The sequence below is a fragment of the Bariatricus sp. HCP28S3_D3 genome (assembly GCF_052065755.1).
Classification (GTDB): Bacteria; Bacillota; Clostridia; order Lachnospirales; family Lachnospiraceae; genus Allocoprococcus.
This window is the reverse complement of sequence record NZ_JBQHTK010000012.1, coordinates 1-12,693: the sequence shown is the minus strand read 5'-3', so window position 1 is coordinate 12,693 and position 12,693 is coordinate 1. Positions and strand designations below refer to the sequence as shown.

Below are 12,693 nucleotides of genomic sequence, written 5' to 3'. Positions count from 1 at the left end.
TGTAAATAGAGAGCGCTGGCCGCTCTCTATTTTTGTAGGAGAAATAATGATATGAGATTAGATAAGTTTTTGAAGGTATCGCGCCTGATCAAGCGCAGGACTGTGGCAAATGAGGCATGTGATGCCGGAAGAGTTATGGTGAACGGTACGGTAGCAAAGGCATCCGTTAAAGTGAAAAAAGGGGACATTATTGAGATTCAGTTCGGAACAAAGACTGTAAAAGTGGAAGTGCTTGAGCTAAAGGAAACTACAAAGAAGGACGAAGCTGCCGAGTTGTTCCGATACCTGTAATTCTATAAAGTTTTTAACATATATTATCCCATACATTCATAAAATGATATCAAGGCACTGAATGACCGGAGCATATCCGGATCATGGGTGAATGCGCGGAGGGATCCGCATGTATCATAGATGGAAAGGTTGGGGGTAGTGGTGGAAGAAAGTAAGATGCCGAAAACGCACAATCATAAGCTTGTAATCAACAACAGAAAAACCAGTATGGTGACGGGAGTTCTGGATGTATTGTCGTTTGACCTAAATGAAATCCTGCTGGAAACGGATCAGGGAATGCTTATGGTGAAAGGAACGGACATGCATGTGAACCGTTTAAGCCTGGAAAAGGGCGAGGTGGATTTGTCGGGGAATATTGACAGTGTGGCATATTCCAATATTAATTCGGCAGGAAAACAAGGTGAAAATTTTTTGACAAAACTTTTCCGGTAACCGAATATGTTGGGAATTGAAAAAGAGTTTTTGGTGTTCCTTCACGCAATCATAACCGGAGTTTTTGTGACTGCTGTATATTTAAGTCTTAGGGTGCTGAGAAGGATTTTCCGCCATGCATTATGGGTGATCAACATAGAAGATTTCATATATTGGATTTTTGTATCACAGTACTTTTTTGTGCAAATTTACCACACAAGTAATGGTGAGATAAGGTGGTATTTTGTACTAGGTGTTGTGATTGGGGCGATTTTGATGCACTTTTTCGTTGCTTTTACAAAAAAAATCGATCAAAAATTATCTGATTTGATGGAGAAAAAAAACGGAAAAACTATTGATAAATCTGGGGAAAAAAGATAATATTATTTTACAATTGTGGATTTTATATAAGTAATAATAGGGAATATACCGGTTGGAAACAACAGTAAAGGGTGAGTATATATAATGGGAAGCTTAAAGCAGAAGAATCGGAAGATCCGGAAAGGACGTTCGAAGAGCAGGCTTCAGAATCATAAGAGAAGTGTGTTGGCAATCAGCAGTATTATTGTGATGCTCAGCGCAGTAATTGTTATTCATGGAATGGCGTTGCAGGCGAGAAACAAAGAATACATGGCTCAGGAAGCAGAACTTATGGCACAGCTGGATGATGAGAAGGATCGCTCGGAAGAGATTGATAAACTGAAAGAATATGTGGGAACAGATGAATATATTGAAGATGTTGCGAAAGAGAAGCTGGGATTGATTAAGCAGAATGAGATCCTGTTTAAGGCGGCTAATTGATGACGTATTCACGAATGATGAGCTTTGGAAGAGATTCCAGAGCTCTTTGTATTATAGTAAGGGAGGCAGGCAGATGGGAGAAAACAGAAACGAAGTGACGGTGATGCAAAGTCCGTATGTAACGCAAGCGGACAAGTTTGCCAAGTCCCTTAGACATCTGGCGGATACATTTCTGAAAATGGAAGGAACCAGGGAAGGTTTCAGTGCTGAGGAAGTTCAGGAAATGATCAGACAGATAGAGGATCGGGTGTGCGGTTCCTGTGAGCGGAGAGAGCATTGTACCGGACAGAACAGGGAACAGATCGATCTGCTCATTTATGAATTGCTTTGTGCGGTGGAAAAATACGGTACTGAACTGAATGTAGAGATGAAACGAAAACTTCAGAAAAGCTGTATTCAGGCGCCTCGTTTTCTCAGGACTATTCTGGATGTGTTTCAGGAAGCAAAGAAAACACTGATTTGGAACAATAAAATGATCTTAAACCGGGAAGGATGCGCAGTCCAACTGGATACGTTCGCCCAGATGATACAGCATGCGACCAGGGAACTGGATGCAAGTATTTTTCAGGATCCGCCATTGGAAAAAAAGCTGAAGATGCACCTGAAAAGATCAGGAGTCAGGATGCTGAGCTCTGTATTTTTTGTGAATCCGCAGGGACGATATGAGATTCATATTACGGGGAAAACAGAAAAAGGGGTATGTATGACGACGAAAAAACTGTCAGAGATACTTTCGGACTGTGTCGGACGGAAAATGTGTCCTGCCAGCGAGGAAAGGCCGGTGATGAGTCAGGAATACTGTACGGTAGTTTGTGTAGAAGGACCGGGATATTATACGATGCAAGGCATCGCAAAAATCGGAAAAGGATGTCAGAAGATTTCGGGAGACAGTTACCTGATGACGAGATTGCCCGGTGGTCAGGAGGCGGCAATCCTTTCTGATGGGATGGGATCCGGAGAACGTGCTTCCAGAGAAAGTGCGATGATCGTAGATATGTTGGAAGAATTGCTGAAGGCGGGATTTCCCAGACAGACGGCACTGTCTATGATGAATACAGCACTGGTCATGGGAAGAGAAGAAGTATGTTTTTCTACTGTGGATATGAGTATTTTTGATCTGTACAGTGGGGAATGTGAATTTATAAAAGCTGGCGCTGCACCTACGTTTATACGGAAAAGGGAAGGGATGGAGCATATCTATTCTGAAAATCTTCCGCTCGGCGTAGTGCCGAATCAGCAAAGCGGAGAATTCAGAAGAAATCTGGAATCGGGTGATGTTGTTGTGATGGTCACGGATGGAATCCTGGATGCACTGCCTTCGGGAGAGCAGGAGCAATTGCTGGATCTGATCATCGGAGGAACATCGCTTGAAAATCCGAAAGAATTGGCCCATTATATCCTGCAAAGTGTCCTGGAACTGACAAACGGTGAACCGAAAGATGACATGACAGTTTTGGTGGCAGGAATCTGGGAGATGTGTTACTCTAATGATACGAAGAAAGAAAATCGTACAAAAGGAAAATCATGATGCTGAATAGAATAAAAAAGTTTATGGAAAAGTGGCATATGCTGACAGCGGGGGATACCGTGATAGCAGGTGTTTCGGGAGGTGCAGACTCAATGTGCCTTCTTTTTGTGCTGGAAGAATTGAGAAAGAGTATGGAATTTGATCTTGTTATCGTTCATGTGAATCATGGGATCCGCGGTGAAGCAGCAGATGCGGATGAGGAGTACGTGCGAGACATCTGCAGGAAGCTGGGGCTTACTTGCGAAGTATTTCATGTGAACGTCCCGGAATATGCAAGAAAGGAAAAACTTTCCGAAGAAGAAGCCGGAAGAGAGCTACGAAGAAAAGCGTTTCGTGAAACAGCAATCAAATATGGTGGTACCAGAATTGCACTGGCACACCACCAGGATGACAATGCAGAGACATTTTTTCTACATCTCGCCAGAGGAAGCAAGATGAAAGGACTTGGAGGGATCTGCCCTGTAAAGGGAGATTACATTCGCCCGCTTCTTTGTGTGAACCGGATGGAGATAGAAGAATTTTTGGAGAAAAAAGGAATCCTTTATTGTATGGATGCAACAAATCTGGAAGATACTTATACAAGAAACAAGATAAGAAACCATGTCATCCCATATTTTACAGAGAACATTAATTCAAAAACGGTAGAACATATTAATGGGGCTATGGAGCAGCTTCGAGAGGTGCAGGAATATCTGGAACGCCGGATGAGGGAAGCGTATCGGAAGTGCGTGAAAGAGGAGCGGGGGAAAATCCATATTTCTGAGCAGGAGTTCCGTAAACAGGATGAGCTGATCGGCAGAATGGTATTAAGACAGGCAATGGTTTGTCTTAGTAAAAAAGAAAAGGATCTGGATGAGGTTCATGTAGTTCAAATCAGAGAGTTGCTGGATAAGCAGACGGGCAGAAAAATTGATCTTCCTTATAAAATGCGTGCGGTACGGACATATGAGGGAATTGATTTGACTCTTGGAAATGAGACGAAGAACAATGGTACAGAAATGGGAAACGAAGGCAAAATTGTATGTATCCCGAATGTAAATGAAACAGAGGAATGGAGAGTTGAGTATGGAGATTGGAAGGTTTCTTGCAGAAAATTTCCGTTCACCCAGGGACTTGAGGGGATTCCGAAAAAAACATACACGAAATGGTTCGATTATGATATAATAAAAGAGAACGTCTTTGTACGCAACAGACGGGCAGGAGACAGGATTGCGATTGATAAAGAAGGAAATACGCAGAAACTGAAATCCTATTTTGTGAATGAGAAAATTCCGTCGGACAAAAGAGATAAAATTCCGCTGATCGCGGAAAAGGAGAGAATTCTCTGGATTGTGGGATATCGTCAAAGTAAGGCATATCAAGTGACGGAACAGACAAAGACCGTTTTGGAGATTACGATAAATGGAGGTACCTAAATGGCAGAGAAAATTAAGGTTTTAATACCGGAAAAAGAAGTGAATGCAAGAATTGAAGAATTAGGAAAAAAGATCAGTGAGGATTATGCGGGAAAACAGGTACATTTGATCTGTGTACTTAAGGGAGGAGTTTTCTTCATGTGTGAACTGGCAAAGAGGATTACTGTGCCGGTTTCCATGGACTTCATGAGTGTCAGCAGCTATGGTGACGGAACTTCATCCAGCGGAGTTGTGAAGATTGCGAAGGATCTTGATGAATCGCTGGAAGGAAAGGATGTACTTGTAGTTGAGGATATTGTGGACTCAGGACGTACGCTTTCTTATCTGCTGGAAATTCTTCAGAAGAGGGGACCTAAGAGTATGCGTCTTTGTACATTACTCGACAAACCGGAACGGCGTGTTAAAGACGTGCATGTTGATTATGTAGGATTTAATATTCCGGATGAATTTGTGGTAGGGTTCGGATTAGATTATGCACAGAAATATAGAAATTTACCATACATCGGATGCGTAGAGATGTAATTGGTGGAAGGAGCAATAATTGAATAATAATAATAAGACAAGAGGAATCAGCGGGCTGATGCTTCTTCTTTGTGCTGTTTTTATGATAGGAGCATACTGGTTTATGAATCAGGCCGAGAAACAGGAGAAGGCATATACTTACCGGGAGTTCCAGGAAGATCTGCAAGATAATAATATTAAGAAAGTTGAAGTAAAGCCGGACAAGGTAGCACCAAATGGCACGCTAAGGATTGAGAAAAATAATGGTGTGCTGGAAGAACTGTATGTCACAGACGTTAATGAAGCACAGGAGCTTCTGAGCTCTTATGATGAAGTAATCTGTTATGTGGATTCTGTACCACAGGAAAGCTGGTTTGCGACAACGATGTTACCAACGCTTTTGATGATAGGTGCACTTGTTCTTCTGGTTATGATGATGAATCGCCAGGGTGGTGCAAATGCAAAGGCGATGAATTTTGGGAAAAGCCGTGCGAAGATGAGCACAGAAGCGGAAAATAAAGTCAAGTTCAACCAGGTTGCCGGCCTGAAAGAAGAAAAGGAAGAACTGGAAGAGATCGTGGATTTTTTGAAAGCTCCGGGGAAATATATTCAGGTTGGAGCAAGAATCCCGAAGGGGGTGTTGCTTGAGGGACCTCCGGGAACCGGTAAGACTTTACTTGCAAGAGCGGTGGCTGGTGAAGCCGGGGTCCCGTTTTTCACGATTTCCGGTTCCGATTTTGTGGAGATGTTTGTCGGAGTTGGAGCATCCCGTGTGAGAGATCTCTTTGAGGATGCGAAACACAATTCGCCCTGTATTGTATTTATTGATGAGATTGATGCGGTGGCAAGACGCCGCGGAACAGGTATGGGCGGAGGCCATGATGAGAGAGAGCAGACATTGAACCAGCTTCTGGTAGAGATGGATGGCTTTGGACCGAATGAGGGAATTATTGTTATGGCTGCGACGAACCGTGTGGATATTCTGGATCCTGCCATTCTTCGCCCGGGGCGGTTTGACAGAAAAGTGGTCGTTGGAAGACCGGATGTGCAGGGAAGACTTGAGATCCTTCAGGTCCATGCGAAAGGAAAACCACTTGCGGAGGATGTGGATCTGCAGCAGATTGCCCAGACAACGGCTGGATTTACCGGCGCGGATCTGGAAAATCTGTTGAATGAAGCAGCGATCACGGCTGCTAAAGAAGGGCGTGTGTATCTGCAGCAGGCAGACATCCGGCATGCATTTGTGAAAGTAGGTATCGGTGCGGAGAAAAAGAGCCGTATTATTTCGGATAAAGAGAAACGGATCACAGCATTTCATGAATCAGGGCATGCGATCTTGTTCCATGTACTTCCTGATGTGGGACCTGTGTACAGTGTATCCATTATTCCTACTGGATCGGGAGCGGCGGGGTATACGATGCCATTGCCGGAAAAGGATGAGATGTTCAATACCAGAGGCCAGATGCTTCAGGATATCACAGTTTCGCTCGGTGGAAGAGCTGCTGAGGAGATGGTTTTTGATGACATCACAACCGGAGCATCTCAGGATATCAAGCAGGCAACCGCCTATGCGAGATCTATGGTGACGAAATTTGGTATGTCGGAAGCTCTTGGGCTGGTAAATTACGATAATGACAGTGATGAAGTCTTTCTGGGAAGAGATCTTGCACATTCATCACGTGCGTATGGTGAGCAGATTGCGTCTACGATCGATTCAGAAGTTAAGAGAATTATAGATGAATGTTATGCCCGGGCGAAACAGATCATTAAAGAACATGAAGATGTATTGAATGCCTGCGCGGAACTTCTGCTTCAGAAAGAAAAGATTACAAGAGAAGAATTTGAAGCATTATTTGATTAGGAATTGAGGAAACATTATGAATAAAGAAGCATTGTTTTGCGATGGCACTGAGGCATATGTTAGCCAGCCGGAGCCGGAAGTAGACGAATGGATACAATTGTGGTTCCGGACGGCAAAGGACGATGTGGATGAAGTACTGATGTGCATCAAGGATGAGAGCTTTCCGATGAAGAAAATGATCTCAAAAGGCGCGTTTGATTATTATTGCATTGACTGGCAGCTTGACACTGAGGAATTCAGATATTATTTTAAAATTTTGAAAGGCGAAGAAGTCTGCTATTATAACCAGTGGGGAGCGAGAGACGATTACGCAGAATACTATGATTTCAGGATTGTTCCCGGATTTGCCACACCAGAGTGGGCAAAGGGGGCGGTGATGTATCAGATTTATACGGATCGTTTCTGCAACGGAGATCCAACCAATGATGTTCAGACAGGGGAGTACTTCTATATAGGCGATCAAGTACAAAAGGTGGAAGACTGGTACCGCTATCCGCAGCCGATGGATGTGCGTGAATTCTATGGAGGAGATCTACAGGGCGTGATAAATAAGCTGGATTATCTGCAGAGTCTTGGAGTAGAAGTGATTTACTGTAATCCATTATTCGTTTCTCCGTCCAATCATAAATATGACACGCAGGATTATGATTATATTGATCCACATGTTGGAAAGATAGTGACAGATGGCGGTAGACTTTTGGAACCCGGGGAAAAGAGTAATTATCACGCTGATAAATACCGGATTCGTACAACGGACAAAGAAAATCTGGAAGCCAGCAATCAGCTGTTTATCCGGCTGGTTGAAGAGATCCACCGTCGCGGAATGAGAATAATTATTGACGGAGTATTCAATCATTGTGGTTCGTTTAACAAATGGATGGATCGGGAAATGATTTATGATCAGGTGGAAGGATATCAGCCTGGGGCATATATGAGCGCACAGAGCCCATACCGGAACTATTTCCTGTTCCACAATAATAATGACAGTGAGTGGCCGCAAAATGCCAGTTATGATGGATGGTGGGGACATGACACGCTTCCGAAGCTGAATTATGAAGATTCGAAAGAATTAGAAGAATATGTACTTGGCGTGGCAAAAAAATGGGTCTCACCGCCTTATAATGTGGATGGATGGCGTCTGGATGTCGCGGCTGATCTGGGGAGAAGCAACGAATACAATCATGAATTCTGGAAAAAATTCCGCAAGGTTGTGAAAGATGCGAATCCCAATGCATTAATTCTGGCAGAGCATTATGGAGATCCGAGAGAATGGCTGGAAGGCGACGAATGGGATACGGTCATGAACTATGACGCGTTTATGGAACCTCTGACCTGGTTCCTCACCGGGATGGAAAAGCATAGTGACGAATACCGTGAGGATCTTCTGGGGAATGCAGATAATTTTGTGAATGCGATGAAGCATCATATGGCAAGTATGATGACCCCATCCCTGCAGACGGCGATGAACCAGCTTTCTAACCATGATCATTCACGGTTCCTTACAAGAACGAACCATAAGGTCGGAAGAGTCGCAGAACTGGGACCGGAAGCTGCGAATCAGGGAGTGGATCTTGCAGTTATGCGTGCTGCCATTGTGATGCAGATGACATGGATCGGTGCGCCAACACTCTATTATGGAGATGAAGCCGGAGTCTGTGGGTTCACGGATCCGGATAACCGCAGAACCTATCCATGGGGACGCGAAAACAAAGAGATGATCAGTTTTTACCGGGAAATGATCCGTATTCACAGAGAAAATCTTGCATTGAAGAAAGGTTCTCTTAAAATGTTAAAATGGGGACCGGGACTTCTTGCGTACGGAAGATTCTGGGGAGATGAACAGATTATCGTAATCATCAACAGCGCAGACGAACTTCGGGAGATTCATGTCAATGTCATGCCTGCGGAAGTGAAAGAAGGTTCCAATATGGCACGAATCATGTATTCTTATGTAGAAGGCTATATCGGTGCGTTTGATGAGTATGTGGTGAAGGAGGGAATTCTGTCACTGATGATGGGACCGAAATCGGCGATTGTATTGAAGAATAAGAAATGGTAGGGAAAACCTTGAAAAAAGTAACTGTTTATGAAATTATGCATATGGAGAAAATAGTGGCAAAGATTTCATCTTCCGGAAAGGCAGAGATCTTTGAAGAATCGTTTATGCCGTATGATTTATATTTGGATGTGGAAGATGATAATGACATTGATGTGCTTGTAAATAATGTAAATAATTTTAATCATTGGTGCGCATCAAGAGTATTGTCTCTGGATCGAAAATACGCAAAAGATATTCTGAACAGTATCGGAGTCATGCAGGCAGTTACGGATAAAGACAGGGCGAATATATCACTGTCGTACCGATGTGTTTCTTTGACGGATGTATACTGGGTGAGAAACGAAGGGGACAGAACAACATTTGATGAAATAAATTTATATGATAATCCTTTGAATGAAGCGATTGTCGAACTCACTCTTAAGGGGCGCCAGATGACGGTTACGAATCAGGAACTGGCACCGGATTTATCTACAAGAGGATGCTTTCCCAAGGCCTGGATCCGATGCGATTCGGGATTTAAGTTATTAAAAGACGGAGAAGCAGAAGCGGTGAAAAGAGAAGTACTGGCAAGTGAAATCTGCCAGTGCTTTGACATTCCGCAGGTCATTTATCGCGAACATGAATATGACGGAGAAATCGTATCGGAAAGTGATATCATTACTTCGAAAGAATATTCCATGGTTTCTAAAATGGCATTCGATATTTATGCGTGTAATCATAATCTGGATACACTGGAAGTCTGCAAAGAAATGGATCCTGTTACATATTATGGGATGAACATACTGGACTATCTGACCGGAAATACGGACCGGCATCCGGAGAACTGGGGATTTCTGGTGGACAACCGTACGAATAAGTATGTGTCTTTGTATCCGCTCATGGATTTTAATCAGTGCTTTTTGTCATATGATAATCTGGAAGGCGCAAAGTGCCAGACCGTTTTCCCGGAGCAGATGTCGCAGAAAGAAGCGGCACAAGAAGCGGTAAAACATATCGGGCTTCGGATGGTTCATGAAATGGATATGAAGAAGTTTGGGGATATGGAAAAAGAAGCAGAGATGTTTCAAATGAGATTGGCGGAATTGAAGAAAATGGTGGGAGAGCGGTGACAGTGTCACATTGATTAATCGTCCGCGACGTTTTGGTAAGACGCTTAATTTGAGTATGTTAGAACGCTTTTTCTCTATAGATTATGCAGATCAGAGAGATACAGATGCGTTAACAGATGCAGACCGAAGTTTTTATGATCGAATTTTGGCAGAAGATATCAGGAATCCTGATGCGACATCGGCACTTTACCAATTATCGAGCTATCTGTATCGATACTATGGGAAAAAAGTCATTATTCTTCTTGATGAGTATGATACGCCCATGCAGGAAGCTTATCTTGGACAAATGTGGACTGTCAGAAAAGAAAGAACAGGTAAAATACTGGTACGACGGATTTATCTTTGGTGAATGTAAAGATATTTACAATCCATGGTCGATTTTGAATTATCTTGATAAAAAGGATTTTAGGACATACTGGGCTAACACCAGCTCTAATAGTCTCGTTGGGAAACTGCTTCGGGAAGGAAACCGCACAATTAAAGAAAAATTTGAAAATCTTCTCTGCGGTGAAACAATTCGTACGCCAATTGACGAACAGATTGTATATAATCAACTAGATAATAATGAATCTGCAATCTGGAGTTTGCTTCTTGCAAGTGGTTATCTGAAAGTACTGAGCTTTGAACGGGAGGAGTCGTTGGAATACGGGGAAGAGGCGAAGTATGAACTGGTGCTTACCAATTATGAAGTTGAGCGAATGTTCAACACCATGGTACGGGGATGGCTCAAATGCGTGGAGCCGGATTACAACGATTTTATCAAAGCTCTGCTGCTTGGAGATAAGAAAGCAATGAACGCATATATGAATCGCGTCACTCTAAGTACATTCTAAATTAAAATGAAATTTGCAAGTATATTGTGGCTAGCTAAAATCTGAAAAATAGTTCAGCCGGAATATACTTGCTTTTTTTGTTATTAAAGAATTTGGAGAATAAAAATGATGAGATATTATTGACCACATGGTTTGTTTGTAGTATTATTGACCATGCAGTCAAGAAAAGGAGGGATTTATGAAGAAGGAAGAAAAAACCAGACTCACTTGCGAGAAAATCATTCAGGCGGCAATTGCAGAATTTGGTACGAAGAGTTACGAAGCGGCCTCACTGAATACAATTTGCAGCGATAATCATATATCAAAAGGATTGATCTATCACAATTTCAAAAATAAAGATGAATTGTATTTAATCTGTGTGAAACAATGTTATGAAGAAATGACGAGACATATTAAGAATACAGTTTGTCATTCGGAGAGTGTGGAGGAAAAACTGAAAGAACTCTTAAATGCCCGACAGGTTTTCTTTGAAAAAAACCCGTATTATGCGCAGATTTTCTTTAATAGTGTTTTGATGCCTCCAAGGCATCTGATAAAAGAGTTGAAAGAATTGAGAGTTGGTTATGATGAGTGTTTAAAAGAACGCTATGCAGAATTACTGTTTCAGATGGAATTAAGAAAAGGGGTAAGTATTGAGAAAGCGATTCAGTATCTGATGACAATGCAGGAAATGTATAATGGCTATTTCCGGGAGATGTATTATGAGAATGAAGATATACAAAAAGTGATCGAGACACATGAGAGCAGATTATCGGAATTATTGGATATGATCATGTACGGTATTGCAAAGAAAACGGAGGATTTCTCAGAAAATCTAAGGTGAAGATAAATATGAAGTAAGGAAGTGTAACAAAATGATTTTGATGTTTGTGAAATTGATTTTAGTTGTTATATTGGCATTTTTGGCAGGAAAGCTGATATCGAAATTGAAACTGCCCGCTATTTTAGGCTGGCTGATTGCCGGGATGCTGTTAGGACCGCATGCGTTTTCACTGATGAATCAGGAGATATTGGGTGCAGGGTGGTATCAGGTTATGATTCATGTGCTGGAATGTGGTGTTGGACTTATGATCGGTACGGAATTGGTCTGGAATAAGATTAAGAAATCCGGAAAGGCGATCGTGATTACAACGCTGATACAGTCTTTGGGGATTTTTCTGGTTGTTTCATTGGTATTTGGAGTCGTATTCTATATAACAGATGTTCCATTGTATCTGTGTTTTGTTTTTGGAGGAATTGCGCTTGCAACGGCTCCCGCACCGGCACTTTCAATTGTGCGTGAGTTTAAGACGGATGGACCTGTTACGAAAACGTTGATTCCGATGGCGGCTCTGGATGATATCGTAGGCTGTGTTGTATTTTTTACAACCATCGCTGTGATCGCCGGGAAACTTTCGGCGGGAAGTATGCCGGCTTATATGATTGCTCTGGTGGTTATATTACCGCTGGTTATTGGGATTGTGTGTGGATTCCTGTCAGGATTTATCTTGAGGAGAGACAATGGTGATGGGATAACGCTGGCATTGCTGATTGTCACCATTTTATTTACTTCTGTTGCAGGATTCTTTTTTAATAACCGTGTGATGCCGACTCCGATTTTGAATTTTATGTTGATGGGAATGGCTTTTTCGGCCACCTTTTCAAATATGATGAGTGAAAATCGGCTGGAACAGATTATGCGCGTTTTTAACAAGATATAGCAAGAATTCTCCCACCTCTTTAGGTGGCGAGATGAATTGCAAAAAAATACGAGAGAACGCTTGTTCTAATGTGCCGGATGTGGTACAATATAATCAGTCGAATAAAAGAAAGGATTGATTATAATATGGATTTGGATAATAATGCACATTCAGTATTTTTGTTATATTATCATTTGATTATGGT

The 12,693-nt window shown here is 42.3% G+C and carries 12 protein-coding genes and 1 pseudogene; all 13 read left to right on the top strand.

From position 1 onward, the window contains the following. Positions 1-51: 51 nt before the first annotated feature. The 13 genes and pseudogenes from ACTNB3_RS09220 (at position 52) to ACTNB3_RS09160 (ending at position 12,509) form a co-directional block, all read left to right on the top strand. A complete protein-coding gene (locus tag ACTNB3_RS09220; protein WP_427806169.1) occupies positions 52-291 on the top strand; it encodes an RNA-binding S4 domain-containing protein in 240 nt (79 codons plus the stop codon). A gap of 156 nt (positions 292-447) precedes the next feature. Then, positions 448-723: a sporulation protein YabP gene (yabP, locus tag ACTNB3_RS09215; RefSeq protein ID WP_427820644.1), complete on the top strand. Its 276-nt coding sequence runs from the start codon at positions 448-450 to the stop codon at positions 721-723. Between the two features lie 6 nt (positions 724-729). Beyond that, positions 730-1,083 carry a spore cortex biosynthesis protein YabQ gene (gene yabQ, locus ACTNB3_RS09210; protein WP_427806167.1) on the top strand — a complete coding sequence of 118 codons (354 nt, stop codon included), beginning with the start codon at positions 730-732 and terminating at the stop codon, positions 1,081-1,083. 84 nt (positions 1,084-1,167) lie between these two features. Beyond that, on the top strand, positions 1,168-1,503 hold the full coding sequence (locus ACTNB3_RS09205; RefSeq protein WP_427806166.1) for an FtsB family cell division protein: 336 nt from the start codon (positions 1,168-1,170) through the stop codon (positions 1,501-1,503). 73 nt (positions 1,504-1,576) lie between these two features. After that, entirely contained in the window at positions 1,577-3,031 is a 1,455-nt protein-coding gene (locus ACTNB3_RS09200; protein ID WP_427806165.1) for a SpoIIE family protein phosphatase, read from the top strand. Beyond that, complete coding sequence (gene tilS / locus ACTNB3_RS09195; RefSeq protein WP_441025190.1) at positions 3,028-4,446, top strand: tRNA lysidine(34) synthetase TilS; 1,419 nt, start codon at positions 3,028-3,030, stop codon at positions 4,444-4,446. Before ACTNB3_RS09200 ends, tilS begins: the two co-directional genes overlap by 4 nt. After that, entirely contained in the window at positions 4,447-4,968 is a 522-nt protein-coding gene (hpt, locus tag ACTNB3_RS09190; protein WP_427806163.1) for a hypoxanthine phosphoribosyltransferase, read from the top strand. 58 nt (positions 4,969-5,026) lie between these two features. Beyond that, positions 5,027-6,808, top strand: a complete 1,782-nt coding sequence (gene ftsH / locus ACTNB3_RS09185) for an ATP-dependent zinc metalloprotease FtsH (protein WP_427820643.1) — start codon at positions 5,027-5,029, stop codon at positions 6,806-6,808. Positions 6,809-6,824: 16 nt separating this feature from the next. Continuing rightward, on the top strand, positions 6,825-8,867 hold the full coding sequence (locus tag ACTNB3_RS09180; RefSeq protein WP_427820623.1) for a glycoside hydrolase family 13 protein: 2,043 nt from the start codon (positions 6,825-6,827) through the stop codon (positions 8,865-8,867). Positions 8,868-8,920: 53 nt separating this feature from the next. Next, positions 8,921-9,976, top strand: a complete 1,056-nt coding sequence (locus ACTNB3_RS09175; protein WP_441025188.1) for a hypothetical protein — start codon at positions 8,921-8,923, stop codon at positions 9,974-9,976. Then, positions 9,954-10,806 (top strand): annotated as a pseudogene (locus tag ACTNB3_RS09170) (AAA family ATPase); the annotation flags it as partial. The gene ACTNB3_RS09175 and the pseudogene ACTNB3_RS09170, both read left to right, overlap by 23 nt. 181 nt (positions 10,807-10,987) lie before the next feature. After that, positions 10,988-11,632: a TetR/AcrR family transcriptional regulator gene (locus tag ACTNB3_RS09165; protein ID WP_441025187.1), complete on the top strand. Its 645-nt coding sequence runs from the start codon at positions 10,988-10,990 to the stop codon at positions 11,630-11,632. Positions 11,633-11,663: 31 nt separating this feature from the next. Then, positions 11,664-12,509 (top strand): cation:proton antiporter, encoded by an 846-nt coding sequence (locus ACTNB3_RS09160; protein ID WP_441025185.1) that lies wholly within the window; start codon positions 11,664-11,666, stop codon positions 12,507-12,509. The last annotated feature ends 184 nt before the right edge of the window (positions 12,510-12,693 follow it).

What these genes read in the sequence shown, in the direction of transcription:
- ACTNB3_RS09220 (WP_427806169.1), top strand. Translation starts at nt 52, where the DNA reads ATGAGATTAGATAAGTTTTTGAAGGTATCGCGCCTGATCAAGCGCAGG.
- yabP (WP_427820644.1), top strand. Translation starts at nt 448, where the DNA reads ATGCCGAAAACGCACAATCATAAGCTTGTAATCAACAACAGAAAAACC.
- yabQ (WP_427806167.1), top strand. Translation starts at nt 730, where the DNA reads ATGTTGGGAATTGAAAAAGAGTTTTTGGTGTTCCTTCACGCAATCATA.
- ACTNB3_RS09205 (WP_427806166.1), top strand. Translation starts at nt 1,168, where the DNA reads ATGGGAAGCTTAAAGCAGAAGAATCGGAAGATCCGGAAAGGACGTTCG.
- ACTNB3_RS09200 (WP_427806165.1), top strand. Translation starts at nt 1,577, where the DNA reads ATGGGAGAAAACAGAAACGAAGTGACGGTGATGCAAAGTCCGTATGTA.
- tilS (WP_441025190.1), top strand. Translation starts at nt 3,028, where the DNA reads ATGATGCTGAATAGAATAAAAAAGTTTATGGAAAAGTGGCATATGCTG.
- hpt (WP_427806163.1), top strand. Translation starts at nt 4,447, where the DNA reads ATGGCAGAGAAAATTAAGGTTTTAATACCGGAAAAAGAAGTGAATGCA.
- ftsH (WP_427820643.1), top strand. Translation starts at nt 5,027, where the DNA reads ATGCTTCTTCTTTGTGCTGTTTTTATGATAGGAGCATACTGGTTTATG.
- ACTNB3_RS09180 (WP_427820623.1), top strand. Translation starts at nt 6,825, where the DNA reads ATGAATAAAGAAGCATTGTTTTGCGATGGCACTGAGGCATATGTTAGC.
- ACTNB3_RS09165 (WP_441025187.1), top strand. Translation starts at nt 10,988, where the DNA reads ATGAAGAAGGAAGAAAAAACCAGACTCACTTGCGAGAAAATCATTCAG.
- ACTNB3_RS09160 (WP_441025185.1), top strand. Translation starts at nt 11,664, where the DNA reads ATGATTTTGATGTTTGTGAAATTGATTTTAGTTGTTATATTGGCATTT.